This window comes from Frigoribacterium sp. PvP054, from assembly GCF_040547465.1.
Lineage (GTDB): Bacteria > Actinomycetota > Actinomycetes > Actinomycetales > Microbacteriaceae > Frigoribacterium.
On the sequence record NZ_JBEPPU010000017.1, the window covers coordinates 1 to 17,594 of the forward strand.

General features: G+C 70.0%; 20 protein-coding genes. 6 read left to right on the forward strand and 14 right to left on the reverse strand.

Features of this window, described 5'->3' with window-relative positions; all coding sequences use genetic code 11:
- Window positions 1–105: 105 nt before the first annotated feature.
- Together ABID81_RS14675 and ABID81_RS14680 are read right to left on the reverse strand one after the other, a co-directional pair.
- Window positions 106–963, reverse strand: coding sequence for an NAD(P)H-binding protein (locus ABID81_RS14675; protein ID WP_354595524.1), 858 nt, complete (start codon window positions 961–963; stop codon window positions 106–108).
- Between the two features lie 76 nt (window positions 964–1,039).
- Complete coding sequence (locus ABID81_RS14680; protein WP_354595525.1) at window positions 1,040–2,110, reverse strand: alpha/beta hydrolase fold domain-containing protein; 1,071 nt, start codon at window positions 2,108–2,110, stop codon at window positions 1,040–1,042.
- On the opposite strand from ABID81_RS14680, the gene ABID81_RS14685 reads away from it, so the two are divergent.
- Entirely contained in the window at window positions 2,109–2,378 is a 270-nt protein-coding gene (locus ABID81_RS14685) for a hypothetical protein (RefSeq protein ID WP_354595526.1), read from the forward strand. The two genes, ABID81_RS14680 and ABID81_RS14685, sit on opposite strands and share 2 nt — an antisense overlap.
- A gap of 82 nt (window positions 2,379–2,460) precedes the next feature.
- Window positions 2,461–3,861: a dihydrolipoyl dehydrogenase family protein gene (locus ABID81_RS14690; RefSeq protein WP_354595527.1), complete on the forward strand. Its 1,401-nt coding sequence runs from the start codon at window positions 2,461–2,463 to the stop codon at window positions 3,859–3,861.
- A gap of 17 nt (window positions 3,862–3,878) precedes the next feature.
- On the opposite strand, the gene ABID81_RS14695 is transcribed toward ABID81_RS14690, so the two are convergent.
- The gene (locus tag ABID81_RS14695; RefSeq protein WP_056256592.1) at window positions 3,879–4,547 is read right to left on the reverse strand and encodes a response regulator transcription factor; all 669 of its coding nucleotides are present in this window, start codon (window positions 4,545–4,547) and stop codon (window positions 3,879–3,881) included.
- A gap of 117 nt (window positions 4,548–4,664) precedes the next feature.
- Here ABID81_RS14695 and ABID81_RS14700 point away from each other — a divergent pair, with 117 nt between their 5' ends.
- Complete coding sequence (locus ABID81_RS14700; protein WP_354595528.1) at window positions 4,665–4,946, forward strand: GlsB/YeaQ/YmgE family stress response membrane protein; 282 nt, start codon at window positions 4,665–4,667, stop codon at window positions 4,944–4,946.
- Between the two features lie 67 nt (window positions 4,947–5,013).
- Here ABID81_RS14700 and ABID81_RS14705 read toward each other — a convergent pair whose 3' ends face one another.
- The 5 genes from ABID81_RS14705 to ABID81_RS14725 form a co-directional block, all read right to left on the reverse strand.
- A complete protein-coding gene (locus ABID81_RS14705; RefSeq protein WP_354595529.1) occupies window positions 5,014–5,940 on the reverse strand; it encodes a carbohydrate ABC transporter permease in 927 nt (308 codons plus the stop codon).
- A 10-nt stretch (window positions 5,941–5,950) separates the two neighbouring features.
- On the reverse strand, window positions 5,951–6,922 hold the full coding sequence (locus tag ABID81_RS14710) for a carbohydrate ABC transporter permease (RefSeq protein WP_354595530.1): 972 nt from the start codon (window positions 6,920–6,922) through the stop codon (window positions 5,951–5,953).
- Window positions 6,919–8,196: an ABC transporter substrate-binding protein gene (locus ABID81_RS14715; protein ID WP_354595531.1), complete on the reverse strand. Its 1,278-nt coding sequence runs from the start codon at window positions 8,194–8,196 to the stop codon at window positions 6,919–6,921. Before ABID81_RS14715 ends, ABID81_RS14710 begins: the two co-directional genes overlap by 4 nt.
- Before the next feature lie 31 nt (window positions 8,197–8,227).
- Window positions 8,228–9,211: a phosphotransferase enzyme family protein gene (locus ABID81_RS14720; RefSeq protein ID WP_354595532.1), complete on the reverse strand. Its 984-nt coding sequence runs from the start codon at window positions 9,209–9,211 to the stop codon at window positions 8,228–8,230.
- Window positions 9,212–9,302: 91 nt separating this feature from the next.
- A complete protein-coding gene (locus ABID81_RS14725) occupies window positions 9,303–10,499 on the reverse strand; it encodes an FAD-binding domain-containing protein (RefSeq protein WP_354595533.1) in 1,197 nt (398 codons plus the stop codon).
- Between the two features lie 202 nt (window positions 10,500–10,701).
- Here ABID81_RS14725 and ABID81_RS14730 point away from each other — a divergent pair, with 202 nt between their 5' ends.
- The 3 genes from ABID81_RS14730 to ABID81_RS14740 all read left to right on the forward strand — a co-directional run bounded on the left by ABID81_RS14730 (window position 10,702) and on the right by ABID81_RS14740 (window position 12,128).
- Window positions 10,702–11,058, forward strand: a complete 357-nt coding sequence (locus ABID81_RS14730) for a WYL domain-containing protein (RefSeq protein ID WP_354595534.1) — start codon at window positions 10,702–10,704, stop codon at window positions 11,056–11,058.
- A complete protein-coding gene (locus ABID81_RS14735) occupies window positions 11,019–11,387 on the forward strand; it encodes a hypothetical protein (RefSeq protein WP_354595535.1) in 369 nt (122 codons plus the stop codon). Before ABID81_RS14730 ends, ABID81_RS14735 begins: the two co-directional genes overlap by 40 nt.
- Window positions 11,388–11,723: 336 nt before the next feature.
- A complete protein-coding gene (locus tag ABID81_RS14740; RefSeq protein WP_354595536.1) occupies window positions 11,724–12,128 on the forward strand; it encodes a tautomerase family protein in 405 nt (134 codons plus the stop codon).
- A gap of 157 nt (window positions 12,129–12,285) precedes the next feature.
- Here the strand turns inward: ABID81_RS14740 and ABID81_RS14745 are convergent, their stop codons facing one another.
- The 6 genes from ABID81_RS14745 to ABID81_RS14770 all read right to left on the reverse strand — a co-directional run bounded on the left by ABID81_RS14745 (window position 12,286) and on the right by ABID81_RS14770 (window position 17,541).
- Complete coding sequence (locus ABID81_RS14745; RefSeq protein WP_354595537.1) at window positions 12,286–13,626, reverse strand: hypothetical protein; 1,341 nt, start codon at window positions 13,624–13,626, stop codon at window positions 12,286–12,288.
- A 376-nt stretch (window positions 13,627–14,002) separates the two neighbouring features.
- Window positions 14,003–14,212, reverse strand: a complete 210-nt coding sequence (locus ABID81_RS14750) for a hypothetical protein (RefSeq protein ID WP_354595538.1) — start codon at window positions 14,210–14,212, stop codon at window positions 14,003–14,005.
- 32 nt (window positions 14,213–14,244) lie between these two features.
- Entirely contained in the window at window positions 14,245–14,637 is a 393-nt protein-coding gene (locus ABID81_RS14755; protein ID WP_354595539.1) for a hypothetical protein, read from the reverse strand.
- Window positions 14,637–15,308, reverse strand: a complete 672-nt coding sequence (locus tag ABID81_RS14760; RefSeq protein ID WP_354595540.1) for a M15 family metallopeptidase domain-containing protein — start codon at window positions 15,306–15,308, stop codon at window positions 14,637–14,639. The genes ABID81_RS14755 and ABID81_RS14760 overlap by 1 nt, the downstream gene beginning before the upstream one ends.
- A gap of 4 nt (window positions 15,309–15,312) precedes the next feature.
- A complete protein-coding gene (locus ABID81_RS14765; RefSeq protein ID WP_354595541.1) occupies window positions 15,313–15,885 on the reverse strand; it encodes a hypothetical protein in 573 nt (190 codons plus the stop codon).
- 9 nt (window positions 15,886–15,894) lie between these two features.
- Window positions 15,895–17,541, reverse strand: a complete 1,647-nt coding sequence (locus ABID81_RS14770; protein ID WP_354595542.1) for a hypothetical protein — start codon at window positions 17,539–17,541, stop codon at window positions 15,895–15,897.
- Window positions 17,542–17,594: the final 53 nt, after the last annotated feature.

Genomic DNA, 17,594 nt, shown 5'->3' on the forward strand with positions numbered 1-17,594 from the left:
ACCCCCCCGCCCCGGGGGGGGGGGGGGGGGGGGCGGGGGGGGGGCCGGGGGGGGGGGGGGGGGGGGGCCCCCCCCCCCCCCCCCCCTCCTCGGCTCCCCCGGCGGCTAGGCGGTCGCGGCCCGGAGACCCTCGGCCAGCGGCGTGGTCGGGCGGCCGATCAACGAACGGAGGTCACCGCTCGTCTCGGCGAGCAGTCCGTCGCGGATGTTGCCGTCGAGGGCGACGACGAACCCGACGGTCCCCTCGTCGAGGCCGGCGCCCCGCAGGCGCTCGGCGTGCTCTTCCGGCGTCAGCGACTCGTAGCGGACGGGGGTGCCGGTGATGCCCGCGACGGCCTCGGCCAGCTCGTCCCAGTTCCAGGCGTGGTCGCCCGACAGTTCGAAGGTGCGCCCGGCGGTCGAGTCGTCGAGGGCGGCCACCGCCGCGGCCTCGGCGTAGTCGCGGCGGCTGGCGCTCGCGACGCGGCCGTCGCCCACGCTCGCGGAGACGACGCCGGACTCGCGGGCCGAGGCGACCTCGCCGGCGTAGTTCTCGGTGTACCACCCGTTGCGCAGGACGGTCGCGGGCACGCCCGACGCGGCCAGGTGCTCTTCGGTCGCCTTGTGCTCCGGCGCCAGCACGAGGGCCGAGGTCGTGGCCTTCGGAGCGCTCGTGTAGACGACGCGGGCGGCGCCGGCGGCCTCGGCCGCGTCGATGACGGCGGTGTGCTGCGCCACGCGCTGCCCCACGGCGTCGCTCGAGATGAGGACGACGACGTCTCCGGCACCGACGACGGCCGCGATCGTGTCGGGTCGCGCGTAGTCGAGTTCGGCCGTGCGGACGCCGCGCTCGACGAGGTCGGTCAGCCTCGAGACGTCGCGGGAGGTGGCGACGACGCTGTCGGGGGCGGCGCCGCGGGCGAGGAGGGCCTCGACGACGAGGCGGCCGAGTTGACCGGAGGCGGCGGTGACGATCGTGGACATGGTGTTCCTTTCGGTTGCGTGCCGGGGACAACGACGGGGACGACTCCCGTCTTCCCGGCTCGGCGGCCCTCCCGCCTCAGCGACCGAACGACCGCCGGAGGGTCCGTACGAGCGCGGCCCGCGCCTCCCGGCCCGAGCGCGTCGGCAGCAGGGGGTACGCGTGCACGTCGCCCTCGCCCTCGTGCCACTCGAGGTCGACCCCGGCCCGCTCGGCCCGGTCTCGGAGGAGGTGCGCGTCGGGGTTGAGGACGTCCCGGGTCCCCGTGAACACCGTCACCCGCCCCAGTCCGGCGAGGTCGCCGAAGAGGGGGCTGACCGTGGGGTGGCGGAGGTCGAGCGAGCCCCGCCAGTGCTCGGCCAGCACGCGACCGCCGGGTGTCCCGAGCCACGGGTCGGTCGGCTGCACCTCCGGGATGCGCGGGTTGCTCCAGGTGAGGTCGAGCGCCGGCGCGATCAACACCGTGTCGGCCACGACGACGCCCGCGTCCCGCAGCGACAGGGCCGCCGAGAGCACGATCTGACCGCCGGCCGAGTCCCCCGCGAGGGCGACCGGGCCGTCGGCCGTGGTGACCAGGTCGACGACGCCGACCCGCGCCTCCTCGGCGGTGCCGAAGGGCACCAGCGGGTAGATCGGCAGGACGACGGTCGCGCCCACCTCGGCGGCGAGCTGCGCGGCGAGGTGCCAGTGCTGCGAGACGATCTCGCCGACCCAGCCGCCGCCGTGCACGTAGACGACGGTGCCGTGCGAGGCGCCGTTCCGCCGGGTGACCGAGTAGACCGGCCAGCCGCCGCGCTGGGCGACGTCGACCCGGACGTCGTCGCGAAGGGTCGGCGGTGGGCCGTACGGGGCCGGGCGCAACGACCGCTGTCTGATGCGCCGTCGGGCGCCTGCCGCGGTGACGAAGGTCCGGTTCGCGCGGGTCACCCGCAGGAAGGCGGGCGCGAGGGCGCGCGGCAGGACGAGCCTCGCGGCCAGGGGCACGCGGACCCCCGAGGAGGCGCGGGCGGTTGCTGGGGACGGGCTCGGCTTCACGGCCGCGACGCTACTCGCGCCCGTCGTGGCGAGCCCCGCGGCGACCTCGGGCCCCTTGAACGACCCGGAGGTCGGACGTACGGTGGACGGGTCGACGAGGACGGGAGACCCCATGGACGACGACGATCGCGATCGAGGCCGCTGGCGGCTGCAGAAGCCGACCTTCCGTGGGTCGGCCGTCGGCTGGGGCATCTCGGCCGTGGTCTGGTCGTCGTGCCTGGCCTGGGCGCTCGCGGGCCTCGTGCAGGGTGACGGCGACGTGTCCGTCGGGCCCGTCCTCCTGGTGGGCGCCTTGGTCGTGGCCTCGGCGGTGTGCGTGGCGGGCACCGTGTCGACCGTCCGGCACCCCCGGGCGGCACCTCCGGCGGAGGACGCCCGGTAGTCCCGACGGCGTCGGAGGCGGTCCCCATGCGCGCCTGGTTGAGTTCGTCGTAGCGTTCGACCGACGAAGGGGCAGACAGCACATGGGCATCTCGGAGAAGGACTACGACGTCGCCGTCATCGGTGCCGGACCGGCGGGTACCGCCGCGGCCCTGAGGGCGGCCGAGCTGGGTGCGCGCGTCGTCGTCCTCGAGGCGGGTCGCGTCGGCGGCACCTGCGTCAACACCGGGTGCGTGCCCACCCGGGTGCTGGCGAAGACGGCCCGGCTGATCCGCGAGACCAGGCACGCCGACGTCCACGGCGTCGACGTCGCTCCCCCGACCATCGACTGGGCGGCGACCGTCGCCCGCGTCCGGGAGCGCGTCGACAGGGTGCGCTCGATCAAGCGCGAGGCCGAACGCTTCGAGGCCGCCGGCGTCGAACTGGTCCACGAGGGCCGCGCCCGGTTCGTCGACGACGGCACCCTCGTCCTCGACAGCGGGCGGACGATCTCGGCGGAGTCGATCCTGATCTGCGTCGGCGGGCACTCGCGACGGCTGCCGATCCCGGGTGCCGAACTCGCGACGGTGCCCGAGGACGTCCTCGACCTGCCGTCCCTGCCGCGTCGCGTGGCCGTGATCGGTGCGGGCAACACGGGCGCCCAACTGGTGACCGTCTTCGACGCCTTCGGCAGCGAGGTGACCCTGCTCGATGTCGCCCCCCGGGTGCTGATGGCGTCGGACGCCTCGATCTCGGAGGTCGTCGCCGGGGCGTTCGCCGAGCAGGGCATCGACGTGCGGACCGGCATCGACGGCGTCGAGAGCCTCGCCCGCGCCGAGGACGGGTCGATCACGCTGACCTGGCGGCAGGACGACGGCACGCTCTCGGCCGACGTCGACGTCGTCGTCATGGCCACCGGCTGGCCGGCCGACGTGGACGACCTCGGACTCGAGAACGCCGGCATCGAGGTGGTCCGGTCGTCGATCCCGGCCGACCGGTACTTCCGGACCGTCGTGCCGCACGTCTTCGCGGTCGGCGACGCCAACGGCCGCGACATGCTCGTGCAGGCGGCTCGGTTCGAGGGTGAGGCGGCGGCCGAGAACGCCGTCCTGGGGGCCAACCGTCGGACGCCGCACCACCTGCTGCCGGCCGGTGGGTTCACCGACCCCGACTACGCCGGCGTCGGCCTCACCGAGGAGCAGGCCCGCGAGGCCGACGAGGGCTGCGTGGTCGTCACGATCCCGTACTCGGACGTCGACCGGGCCGTCATCGACGACCGTGAGACCGGGTTCCTCAAGCTGATCGCCGACCGGCGGCGCGAACTCGTCCTCGGCGCCCACGCCGTCGGCGAGAGCGCCGTCGAGGTCGTCCAGGCGGTCACCACCGCCATGGCGGGTGGCGTCGACGTCGCGACCCTGGCCGACGTCCGGTTCGCCTACCCGACCTACAGCGCCGTGATCGGCATGGCCGCCCGGGCCGTGCTCGCCACCCGCACCGACCGGTAGGAGGCGCGGGTCGCGCCTCAGGGACCGCCCAGCCAGTGGTCGATGCGGTGGTGGTCGGGGCGGAAGCCGTTCTCGACGCCCCACAGCACGGCCTGGGTGCGACTCGTGGCGCCGATGCGTCGGTAGACCGACCGGATGTACGACTTGACCGTGTTCGGGCTCAGGTAGGTCAGGGCCGCGACCTCGGCGTTGCTCTTGCCCTGGGTGATGAGGGCCAGGATCTCGGACTCGCGGTCGGTGATGCCCTCGCCGCGACCGGGCCAGTCGAGGCCCGGCGCGCTCGGCGCGCGCCCCCGTACGTCGCTGACGACCTGCTCGCCGCGGTGCACCGCCTCGAGCGCCTCGACGAGCTCGCGCGCGGTGAGGGTCTTCGACAGGTACCCGTGCACGCCCTGCGCCAGGGCCGCCTCGACGAGTTCGGGGTGGAAGTTCCAGGTGTAGACGACGACCTTGCCGGCCGCGGGGTTGGCGACGAGTTCGGCGAGTTCGTGGTGGTCGGACTCGGGCTGGGCGAAGGAGTCGTAGAGCACGACGTCGACCCGGTCGGACAGCGCCGTCGTCGCGTCGATCTCGGCCACGACCACCCGGTCGCGGTACCGGTCGAAGAGGTGCGCGAGGCCGGCGAGCACGACGTCGTAGTCGTCGACGAGCGCGACGGTGATCGATCGGGTCGGTGCGAGGGGCATGACGACACCATCCCACCCCGAGGGGTGTGCCGCCACCTCCCCAGGGGTGGTCTGCTGTGTCATGCGACGCCAGGGCACCGCCGGTGCCCGTCGCTCCCCTCCTGGAAGGAGAAGACCATGATCGGTCTCATCATCAGCCTGCTCGTCGTCGGCCTCATCGCCGGGTTCGTCGCCCGGGCGGTCGTCCCCGGCCGTCAGAGCCTCTCGATCGTCATGACGATCGTGCTCGGCGTCATCGGCTCGTTCGTCGGCGGGTTCCTCGGGTTCCTGCTGTTCCAGCACGACCCGACGGACGGGTTCTTCCAGCCCGCCGGCATCATCGGGTCCATCATCGGCGCGATCGTCGTCCTCGCGATCTGGGTCGCCGTCTCGGGTCGCCGCAGCACCGCCCGCCGCTGAGTCCGGCGACGCCGGGGTGGCTGCGCGCAGCCACCCCGGACCGCCCCGGCGGCCGAGGACCGGTCGATCAGCGGACGCCGCTGCGGACGAAGCCCTGGACGAAGAACCTCTGGAACGCCAGGAACAGGACGACCATGGGCACGACCGAGATCACGGCCAGCGCCATGATGCCGTTGTAGTCGGGGGTGGTCTGGCCCTTGAGGTACAGCAGTCCCACCGGCAGCGTGTACAGGTCGGGGTCCTTCAGGGCGATGAGGGGCCAGGCGAAGTCGTTCCAGCTGCCCAGCAGCGTCAGCAGCACGAGGACGGCGACGAGGGGGCCGCTGAGGGGCAGCACGATGCTGGTGAAGACCCGGAAGGGGCCCGCACCGTCGAGACGAGCGGCCTCGATCAGTTCTCCGGGGATGCCGAGCATGAACTGTCGTGAGAGGAACACCCCGAAGGCCGTCGCCGCCGAGGGCAGGATGACGGACCAGTAGGTTCCGTAGATCTCCAACCCGTTCACGAGCCGGAACTGCGCGACCATGATCGCCTGGACGGGGATCATGAGGGTCGCCAGGAAGAGCAGGAACACCGTCGTGCGACCGACGAAGTCGATGTGCGCGAAGGCGTACCCGGCCATCAGGTTGATGACCACCGTCAAGACGGTGACGAACAGACCGATGACGACCGAGTTGCCGAACCACTCGACGACCGGGTACCGCTCGAGGACGCGTGTGAAGTTCTCGAGCGTCACCGTGCTGGGCAGGAGGCGCAGGCCCCGTCCGAAGACCTCGCCCCGGGGAGAGAAGGCCACGACGAGCATCCAGAACAGCGGGAACGCCACCACCACCGCAGCCACGACGGCGACGACGGTCCGCAGGGCGACGAGACGACCGCCCCGGCGTCGGCCGCGGCGTCGGGGTGCGGCACCGGCCGCTCGGGAGGCCCCGGCGACGGTGCTGCGGGGAGCGCCGGTCACGGGGCTGTCGGCGAGGCTGCTGGGCGTGGTCACGGGTGCTCCGTCATTCGGTGAGGTCGCGGGTGCGGTTGGTGCGCCACTGGACGACGGTGAAGATCAACGTCACGACGAGGATCACGACGCCGAGGGCGGCACCGTAGCCCTGTTCGCGGATCTGGAAGCCGTTCCGGTAGGCGTAGGTGCCGAGCACGGACGTCGAGTAGCCGGGCCCGCCCCCGGTGAGCACGAAGACGAGGTCGAACACCTGGAAGGACGCGATGACGTTGAGCACGAGCAGGAAGAACGTCGACGGGCCGACCATGGGCACGGTGATCGCCCGGAACCGCTGCCACGCGCCGGCACCGTCCAGTTCGGCGGCCTCGTAGAGCTCCGGGGAGACCGATTGCAGGCCGGCGAGGTAGATGATCATGTTCAGGCCGACGCGCAACCAGATCATCGTCACGATGACCGACACCATCGCGAGGGCCCCGTCGGACTGCCACGGCACCGTGCCGAGACCGACGGCGCGGAGCATCTGGTTGAAGAGTCCGTTCGCCTCGGTGAAGAGGATGACGGCGATCATCGCGCTGGCCACGCCGGAGATCACCATGGGCAGGACGAGCATCGTCCGCCAGGCCTTCCTGCCGGGCAGCACCCCGTCCAGGAGCACGGCGAGCCCGAGCCCGAGCGCCATCTCGACCGGGACGGTGACGACGGTGAACAGGACCGTGTTGGCGAGGGTCTGCCAGAACACGGGGTCGGCGACCATGCGGGCGTAGTTGGCACCGCCGACCCAGTCCGGATCGCCGAAGCCACGGGTCGCCTGGAACGACAGCTGCACGGCCCAGAGGATCGGGACGAGCAGGAACACGGCGAGGAGCAGCAGGTTGGGACCGATGAAGGCGTACCCCACGAGGCTCTCGCGGATGCGTGCCCTGCGCCGACCCGGCCGACCTCGACCCGCGGCACCCCCGCCGGCGTGGGCCGGGGCCCCGGAGGTCGAGGGGTTCGCCCGGGTGGCTGCGGCCGTCGTCACCTGGTCGCCTGCGCGATCGACCCGTCGAGCGCGGAGAGGGTGTCGTCCACGGACTGGCCCTGCGTGAACGCCGCCTCGAGCTGGTCCTGCAGGCCGACGCTGATCTCGGCGAGGTACGGCGAGGTCAGCTGCTTCACGTCGCTCGGCTCGATGGTCGTGGCCTGGTCGACGAAGACCGGCATGACGTCGGGCCGCACGGCGAAGTCGATCGACGACGCGTCGATGTCGGTGCGCGTCGGCAGCTCGTTCGTGGCGGCACAGAACTCGGTCATCGCGTCGGCGGACGCCATGTAGTTCACGAACTCGGTGGCGAGTTCGGGCTGGTCGGTGTCGGCCGTGGCGACGAGGGCGTTGCCGCCGAGGTCGGTCGCCCCCCGCTCGTCGACGGGCATGGGCACGGCCGTCCAGTCGAAGTCGGTGTCCGCGAGCTCGGGCACCAGGAACGATCCGACGAAGGCCATGGCCGTGGTCTGCTCGCCGAAGAGCGTGTCGGCGTAGCTCGTCGACTTCACGCTGCTCGTCGGCGGCACCCAGTCCTGGGTGAAGAACGACTGCGTGAACGACAGTGCCTTCTCGCCCGCGGGCGAGTCGACCGCGGGCGTCGTGCCGTCCTCCTCGAGCACGTCACCCCCCGCCTGGAACAGCCAGCTCAACCACCGGGGCGTGCCGCCCTGTTGCCAGTTGACGACGAACGGGTACTGCTCCGCCGGGAGGCTGGCCCGGAGCTTGGCGGAGACGTCGGCGAACTCGTCCCAGGTCCAGGCGTCGTCCTGGGAGGTGGGCAGGTCGGTGACGCCGGCTGCCGCGGCGAGCTCCGTGTTGACCAGCAACGCCGAGACGTCGGTCTGGTGTGGCACGCCGTAGGGCTTGCCCTCGTACGAGACGGCTTCGAGCATGGCCGGCTGGAAGGAGTCCTCGTCGTCGAGCTTGCCGGTGAGGTCGAGCAGTTGGCCCTGGCTGGAGTACACGCCGAGGTTGCCGTAATCGACTCGGAACACGTCGGGGGCGTCGCCCGTGGACAACTGCGCGTCGATGTTCGAGAACATCTGGTCGTAGGGGACGACCTTCAGGTCGACGGTCGCGCCGTCGTGTTCCGACTCGAACTGCTTCACCAGTCTCTCGAACGAGTCCTGCTCGGACTCGCTCGCCCAGGTGGTGAACGTGATCGTGTCGGCCGCGCTGTCGTCCCCACCGCCGGTGAAGCCGCTGCACCCGGTGAGGCCCACGGTCAGGACGAGGGCCGTGGCGGCTGCGGTGGTGCGTCGTGTGGTCATGGGGTTCTCCTGGCGTCGGGACGGAGGTGAGCTATGCGCGGGTCAGTCGTCCTTCGACCAGGGACATCAGCCCCGAGGGTCCGAGCAGTGCTTCGAGACCCGCTTGTACCCCACCCGCATCGCTACCGTGCTGCGGAGAGTGTGCTCCTTCGAGCGCCGAAAAGGTCGCCGTGACGTCTTCCAGGGCGCGGACGCACCCGAATCGGACGAGACGGTCCTCGTCGAGTCGCACGTCGTCGCCGTACCCCAGGCGGAACGCCGTGCGATCCGCCTCCGTCACGGGCAGGCCGGGCAGGACTCCGAGTTCGACCAGCACCAGGTCGACCTCCCGAGGAGCCACGGTGGCCTCGTCGAGGTCGATGAGCCACGGACGACCCGCGGTGTCGACCACGACGTTGCCGAGGTGGGGATCGCCGTGACACGAGACGCGACTCGCGTCCGTCCTGGAGCCCTTGAGCTCGAGGGCCACCCGCTCGAGCCGGTCCAGGCGACCACGGTGCCGGCGCCAGAGTTCCGCGAGCGGATCGTCGGGCCGACCGACGAACCGGTGGTCGAGGTCCCGCAAGAGCACCCGCGCCCGCCGACCGGTGCGCTTGACTCCCCGGCGCAGCGGTGCCACGTCCGAGGGAGGCGCCTGGTCGTGGACCCGGCGCACCACGGCTCCCAGCTCGGTCCACTGGGCGTCGTCGAGACCCCGCCCGTCTTCGGCGGCGTCGTCGCCGAAGATCCACGGCGACACGGACACGATGGAGCCCTGGTGCTCGACCCAGAGCCCACCGGACGTCGTCGGCAGGGGCGCCACGACGCCGACGTCGAGGCCGAGGGAGGCGGCCAGCGCGAGACCGAAACGGCAGTCGCGTCGGGTCGCCTTGACCGCCCAGAGGTCACCGGGGCGGTCCCGCACCTGCCAGACGGCGGCGTCGGGATCGAGGCCACCGTCGACGAGCAGGTGCTCCACCTGGGTGAGCCCCCAGGCGTCGAGCGGCGGAGGCGAGGCGGACACGGGAACGGACACCCTACGACCATGGCACCTCCAGGCCACCCGTCACCGCCCCGGGGCCGGATGTCGGCGGGAATGGCGTGACGCCGTCCGGTCCGCAGCCCGGTCAGAGCTGCCCGAGCAGGGCCGGGACGCGCTCCCGGAACGGGAAGAACCCGCGGGAGGCGTGCGGCCAGGTGTCGCCGTCCCACCGACGGCGGAGGGTGACGAGCTCGATGCCCTCGTCGGTCAGGGCCGAGCGCATTGCCGCGAGACGCTCGCGCACCGGCCCGACGGGGGCGTAGGGCGTCACGACGGTGTCGAGTCCCTGGGACACCGCCCAGGCCACGAGACCGGCCGGCAGCGCGTCGGGAAGCGTCTGGGCCGCGCGGCCGGTGGCGTCGATCGTCCGCGCGGTCGCGTCGGCGACGGCACCCGCGGTGAAAGCGGTCACGGCCCCGGAAGCACCGAAGGGTGAGCGGCCTGCGGCGTCCGCGACGACGGCGGTGGCCGCCGGGGCCGGGAGGACGCCGGGATGCTCCCCGAGCAGGCTCACCGCCTCGAGGTCCTCCTCGTGGAGGAGCAGCCCGGCTCGCTCACCGATCGTCCCGGCGACGTCGTGGGGATCGATCGCCGTCCTGGCCGGCAGGGGCGCCTCGTCGAGGGCACGGGCCGTGGTGGCCAGACCCTCGGGTGCGAAACGACCCTCGGTGTACCGGGCGATGTTGGCCGTCGTCGCGAGGTAGGTCTTGCCCTTCGTCTGCAGACCGGCGACCCATCGCCAGGAGAGGGTGTTCGAGGCGGCGTCCCCGTCGAGCAGGTGCCGGTAGAAGAAGTCCGCTCCGAGCTGCCAGGGCAGGCGCAGGGTGAAGATCCAGATGCTGGCGAACCACATGCGGGTGTGGTTGTGGAGGTAGCCGGTCTCGACGAGTTCGCGCACCCAGGCGTCCATCGCGGGGATGCCCGTCCGCCCGGCCACCGCAGCCTCGAACGCGGGGGGAAGACCTCCGGCCACGAACTCGCCGACGTCGTGTCGGTAGCGTCGCCACACCTCGGGGTTCTGTTCCAGCCAGCCCTTCCAGTAGGTGCGCCAGAAGACCTCCTGCACGAACTTCTGCGCCGCGGCCGGGCTGTGGTGCGCCAGGACGGTGCCGAGCACCTCGCGCTCGGTCACGAGCCGGTGGCGCAGGTACGGAGACAGGCCCGAGACGTTGTCGCGGACGGCACCGAGGTCGTGGTCGCGGTCGCGGGCGTACGCCGACCCGGCACGGGGGACGAACTCGCGGAGGGCCTGGAGACCGGCCTCTCTGGTGGGGATGGACACCCGTCCATCATGCGCTCCCGGCGGGGCCGGGGAACGACCCTCGACGAGACGCGGCGCAGGGCCCGTCGACCCCGCGCCGCGTCCTGGGCATCAGGCGACGGCCGGCACGGGCGGCGGGATCGAGGAGGCAGGGCTCCGCGCCCTGGCCACGGTCCGTCAGGTCACGCCCTCCCGACTGCGGCACCCGCTGGATGCGTTCGCGGTGACAGTCGTCGGCCGCCCAGGCGACGCGGCGTCGGCGGACGTCTCGCTCGACGTCCTCATGACGCTGGCGAACGGCATCCGGGACCGCCGGGTCCTGCGCTTCGACCAAGCCGATCGCGGTGGCGACGACCGCGAGCGACGGCGCCGCGAGACCCGCCGCGTCGAACCGCACCATCTGGTGACGTGCCACGGGCGCTGGTACCTCGTCGCCTGGAACCTCGAACGGGACGACTGGCGACTGTTCCGCGTCGACCGTGTCGATCCGCGCAGCACCGGCGGCCCGCCCTTCACCCCCGCGTCGTCCCCGGCGGCGACGTGCACGATTTCGTCTCTGCTCGCTTCAAGGGCTCGCTGACCGACACGTGGCCGTGCAGGTGGACCGTCGTCCTCGAACTGCCTGCTCGTGAGGTCCTGCCGTACGCCGGTGACGGCACGGTCGAGGCCTTGGGCGAGCGACGATGCAGCCTCGAGGCGGGCTCGTGGTCGTGGGGGTCGTTGGCCGCCTCCTACGGCCGCTTCGACGTGCCGATGCACGTGATCGGTCCCCCGGAACTCGCTGCCGCCTTCGCGACCCTCGCGAAGCGATACGCGGCGACGGGCGACACGGGCCATGGCTCGACGAGCCCGTCCGCGGCGGGTCACGACGGTCCGGTCACGACGCTGCGAAGCGCAGAGGTCCGGTGATCGAAGGCGTCGAGGTCGGCGTCGTAGGAGGCGTCCGTGAGATCCACCACGCGTCGGACGTCACGCCCACGACGCACGAATCCCGCTTTCTGCTCCTCCGAGAACGTCCCCCCGGCCGCGTACCGCGCGCCACCCCGTCGTCGACCGCCGTCTGCCTCATCGCCGAGACATGACGCGAGCTCAGGGGCGGCGGTCTCGACCCTTGAGACCCCGTGCGGGTGGCGACCTCCCGTCGGGCGGGCGGTCGACCATCCCAGGCTCGACGTCGTCGCAGCTAGTACACATGGTGCTTAGGCGCTGCCCGAAACCGCCACCTCACGTCACCGAAGGACTGCCATGCCTCTCATCCGCATCGACCTCGTCGAGGGTCGCTCCGGCGACCAGATCGCCGCCATCGGCGACACCCTGATGGCCACGCTCGTCGAGGTCTACGGCCTACCCGAGCGCGACCGCTTCCAGATCGTGACCGAGCACCCGGTGGGCCGGTTGACCGCGCTCGACGTCGGCCTCGGCATCGACCGTTCCGAGCAGGTCGTCATCATCCAGATCTTCACCCAGGAAGGCCGCAGCACCGACGAGAAGCAGGCGTTCTTCGCCGCGCTCGCGGCGGGTCTCGCCGAGGTGGGCGTCGCCGGCGAGGACCTCGTCATCGGCTTCGTCGAGAACACGGCCGCCGACTGGTCCTTCGGCTTCGGGCGCGCCCAGTACGTCACCGGTGAACTGGCCACGCCGGGCAGCTGACCTCGCCCCGTCCGGATGCCAACTGGCATCCGTCACGTCGAGGCTACGGATGACCGCTTCACGGCTGGCCTGCAGGCGTGGGAGGCGCTGAGTTGCGATGCGCCGACGTCCACGGCCCAGGGGGCGATGACGTGGGCTGACCCTACGGCCGGCCCCGCTAGACGACCTCCCCCGCCCACTGAGTGGCGAGGTCCGGGTAGACGCGGAGCGCCGCGGCCGGCACGACCTCCCAGGTGCGACGGTCTTCCTCGGAGAAGCGCAGCTCGGCCATGGCGGGGTACTCACCCGCCAGCCCCCGGGGCCACTGGTCGAACGGGTGGTCGTGGTCGCGCTGAGCCGCTCCCGACGCGGACAGGGCGTCGCGCTGCTCCGGCGACAGGGGCCGGAGGACGCCCGCGCCCTCGAGCCACTCGACGACGCGAGCGAGGCTCTCTTCGGCCCGGGCCTGCTCGGTGTCGGTGACCGCGCGCCAGCGGAGCTCGGCCTGGAGCGCCGTCTCCGCCGCACCGACCGACGCCAGCCACGGCATGGTGAGGCCAGGGGCGAACCGGCCCCGGCCGTTGACGGTCGCGGCCGTGAACGGGGCGTCGGCGATCTCGACCAGCAGCCGGGCCTCGGCCGTCGCGAACCACTCGGCGACGTCGTCGGTGAGCGCCGGGTACGCGATGCTCGCGCTCCCCGCGGCCACGGTCGCCCGCTGCCGCGGGATCGTGCGGTCGCGGAGCGCGAGCGACGGCCGGTCGAGCCCCAGGTCGGTGGCGAGCTGCTCGACGTGCCCCTTCAGGTCGTCCCGGATCGTCAGGACGGCGAGAAGGTCGGCCCCGATCGGGTCGGGCACGTCCCAGTCGAGCACGGGGGTGCCGCGGGGCACGGGGAAGGAGTCGGGGCAGCCGATGCGCACGATGAGGTCTGCGGCCCTCACCGGTGCCGCCATGACCTTCGCCGGCGCCTGCTCGATCTCGACGGGGGCCTTGTCCATGCCCATCACCACGATCACGTCCCGCTGCACGACCGGGCTCACGGGCCCCTCCTGCGGCGCGACGCCCCGGGCCTCGACGATGAACGTCGCCCCGTCGAGGGCCCGCAGGTACGCGGCGGCCATGACGCTCCGCCCGATCCCCCGAGGGCTCACGACCATGACGCGGGGGATGCGGCCGTTCTGGAGGACGGCCGCGAAGGAGGCGCGGTGCGGGGCGCTGAGGCGAGGTCGCCCCGGCGCGGAAGCGCCCCGGGATGCGGCGGTGCCGGCGGCGCGCCGACGGACGGCACGGATGAAGCGGATCTCACGGGCGTACAACACCCCGAACGCGACGGAGAAGCCGAGGCACGCGAGGGAACCGACGTACCCGAGGACGACGCGGAACCAGAGCGCCCCCGCGACCGGCCAGCCCTCAGCGAGTCGCGCTCGCTGCTCGACGTCGGGTAAGAGCCAGGCGTTTGTGCTGATCACGGCGACGACGACGGCGAGGACGGGGAAGACGGGAAGGCACCACAGCATCCTCCGTTGCGCCTCGGTCACGAGGCTCGCCCACGTGGCGTCACGACGACATCCCCTCCCCCATGGCGAGACCGGCGTCTCCCCCGGACGATAGTGGCGGAGGCGCCAGCCACGGTCGATCCCGCATCAGGGGGCCAGCCACCGACGTCACTGAGAGGGTGCTTCAGCACGTCGAGCGAGGCGGACCAGGGCCAGGGCGTCTTCCTGGGTGGTTCGATGCACGAGTCCGGTGGGCCCTACCGGGCTCGAACCGATGACATCCACGGTGTAAACGTGGTCGAACCCCTAGAAACCTTGATTTCTAGGGGTTCTGACGTTGCTCACGTTGCACCAAATCGCTCAATTTGCAGGGCGGGGGTACGCCGGGGGTACGCGACTACAGGGCCTCTCGAAGCAAGTCGCGCGCAACACTGCCTTGGACCTTGTACGTGCGCGTGACCATAATCGTGGCCGTCTCGATGGCGTTAGATGCCGGTGCATCAAAGTTGACCGAAACGATCAGCTCTCGTTCGAGCACCGTGAGGCCGGGAGCCTCAACCTTCTCAGCGATGTATTGGTCATTGAACTGATGATTAGTAGTTGCCATACCCCCAGCGTCACACGCGGAAGTGAGAAAAGCTACGCCGAGTGCTTGGGCAGCTTGTCGGCTTCGGCACGGAGGCGAGTCATTGTCTTTTCGTCGATAGCCGGGGTCACGTCCACCGATTGGGTGAGCTCACCGGGGAGCAGAGTCAACAGGTCATTGATCTGCTCGGCTTGCTTGTCGATGGTGTCGAGCATTCGGGTGTTGTTCCCGTTGACATTTTTAGCCACCACGTCCAGCGTCTCGGACTGCTTCGCCTGTTTGTAGCCAAGACCGCCGAACACTGCCAGGTTTCCAAGAATACTGGTCGCAAAAATGACGTACGTCGAAGTAGGCCGCTGAGTGGCTTCCAAGACCAAAAACCCGCCGACCATGAGCATGGCAAATCCGCCGACGATGGCAAACGCGATGAGTTTGAACTTATCCACTAGAGCGATCCGTCTTTCTTCGGAATGGCGTCGAACTGAACTTGATTGATGTCTCCGACCTCGGGCAGCTTGCCGACCGAACGGCTGCGGAAGATGGCGAGTTCGAGTTGCGACACGGCGCGGCGCTTGCCATCCTCCGCATCTAGCAGATAGGCGTACTTCCAGCCGGTGCTCTTACCGGCAATGAGGGTGAAACGCATGTCGTCCTCCTCGGACGTGATGGCGGCGGCTGTGAGGCCGTACTGGCGGGTGAAGGGGGTCTCGTCGGCTTCCACGTGCCAGGGCTCGCGAGGGACGAATGTCAGGCCGGTGAAGTGCACGCCGAGGGCCGGGCCGTACTTCACGATTGCGGCAATCTCAGCGGCGTTCAGTGCCTCACCGTTCGGCCCTCCAAGGTCAGCGGCGTTACCGTGCCTTACCTCGTCGTGACGGGACGTGTAGAGCACCGCCGCGAGAGGGCCTGTGCCGTTCTCGTAGCTGGTACGGAGCACCTTCTGGCGCGCCCTCGTGCGGCGTCCCTCGTTAACGGTGAGGCGGCGGCATCCGGGCAGGGTGGCGACAAGCTCGATGAGGTCGAGAATGCGATTCGCGGCGTGCTCGCTCATGAACTGCTCGACACCGTTTGTCTCGCCTCGGTACCGGCTGAGCCCGACGCTTTTCCAGGTGGTCATGGCGCTAGTCGATGGTCGAGTAGTCGACGCTGAGACGGCACTGACTTGTGCGCATGGCGGCGCTGGCACGCTCGGAGCTGTACTGAAGGGTGAGCACGTCCCCTGCGTTCACGCGGAGTTTGGTCGAAAGCTGCACGATGGCTTCGGCATTGGTCTGACCCTTCACGTTGTCGATGAGGGTTCCAGGCACGACCACCCCATTACGGAGCAACTGAATGCGGCACACACTGTCGGTCTGAACGCCGAACTTGATGTTGGTGTCAATGGTGACAACCCCGGCTTTGGTGCAGGTGATGTTGTTCTGCTGCGCCGCGACGAACATGCCGCCCCGGTTGTACTCAGCTACGTTCCAACGGAAGGTCAGCCACTCATTGGATGTGTCCGAGGTGTTCTGAGCCACCGACGTGCGGAGGATGACTACCGGCACGACCAGACGTGCTTCCAGTGCGGTGAGGCGCGTCCGGTCGGCGGCGATGTAGTCGCCGTTCTGGTTCAGGGCCTCGTGTGTCTTATTGACGAGCGAAGTCCCCGTGTAGGTCTTTAGCCCCGCTGCTGCGGCGGCGTCTCCGGTAGCCATTGTGTCCTCCTAATTAGGGAACGATGTGTAGGTCGTTGTGTCTGGCAGCGATGCGTAGGTCATCGAGTCGGGTTGCTGGTTGTAGCTCGTGCCGTAGGCGGTCACGAGGCCCTTGCTGTAGACGGTCATCTCGTCGGCGGTAAGGGACCACGAGACGGCATCGACGTAGCCGCTTTGGAGGTCCATCCCCGGCAGGGTGATTGCGACCTCTTGGCCGGGAGTGACCGAGTAGTCGATGGCCGCTGTGACGTTCTGAGTGCGGCGGCGAGCCTTATACCGGCTGAGTAGATACGCGGCGGTCCCAGGGCCGGTGTAGGGCTTGTTCGGGCGCTCTACGATGTACGGCCGCTGGTACCCGGCAGGTGCTGCGATATCCCACTTTTCACGGTTCAGGCCGGTTACCTTGTCACGCCAGGTGAAGTGCACGAAGACGGCATCCGTATTGATCGGTGCACCGTCAGGACCTGTCGCCGTGCGGCTCATGAGGTCTGACCCTGAGTAGGCGTTGTCACCCGCCGAGATGCGGACCACACCGTCTACGGCGTAGTCATTAGCTACGAGCCACCATGTACGGTTCTCGTCGCAAAACAGGCGCATCCCGACTGCCTGGAGGATCGGTTGGAGGAAATCCCAGGCCGTTTGACCCAGGCTCCACGTCAGGCTCTCAGGGTCACGGTCGACGACAGGCGTGCGGGTAGAGGATGAACGGTCGCCGGTGCCGTCCCACGTGTACGTGTAGGCCGTGTTGTTGGCGTTCGACCCATCGAACACGACGAGCGGAACGCCGTTGGTGTCGTTGCCGTCACCCTCGGTCATGAGGAGTCCGTCGAAGTAGCTCGGGCTGTTGCTCGCTGACCCCGATCCGTTGACTAGACGCACCATGACTTCGGAGGCCGTGTCCGGGACTTTGAACGTGGCGATGAGTTGAGTTGTCGTATTGGCAGCGTTCGAGCCCTGATTCGAGCGCCCAATAATGACCGTGTTTCCATCCACGACGGCGACGATCTGTAGCTTGCGGGCGTCACCGTTGACCGTGCCTGTCTGCACGGCAACCTGACGGTAGAAGCCTGAAATGGTGTAGGTGCTCCCGGCCGACGCCGAAACCTTGGCCCATGCGTAGCTCGCCGAAGATGTACTGCTGGCAGTGACGCGAATCGAATAGGTGCCGTAGTGCTTCCAGTTGGAGGAGGCGTCCACGGTCGCGTTCGTACCCGCCCACGGGTCCGAGCCGTTCTCGCCACCGGTGTTCTGAATAAGGTTCGTGATCTGCGAGTAGGTCACATAGGACGAGTTGGCCGCGCCGCTTAGGACGGTAGTTCCTGCGGCTTTCGAGAGGACCGCCTGCACGATGCTGCGAACGCTCGCCTGGCGTGCCCAGTTGGTGCGGTCATCTGCGCTCGGGGCGTAGTCGAGTAGGAATGCCTCGTCAGACACGAGGTTTACGCCAACCGTGCTGGAATTAAAGTCCGGCTGGCGGGCGCTCAGCAGAAGGTCGAAAGTCCGGGTAACGCCGTTGCTCTGCGTCGTAAGCGTTACGCGGGGCTTTGCGGTGGGGTCCATGGCCGCGAGTGTGCTGGTGCGCGGAAACGCCAGGGTGAGGCTGGCCTGAACGTAAGGGGCCGCGCCCTCGTTCAGGGTGATTGTGCCGTCAGTCACCGTAAGTGCGTAGTTGTAGCCGTTCGCCGTTCGGAGCGTGGCCGTCCAGGCGT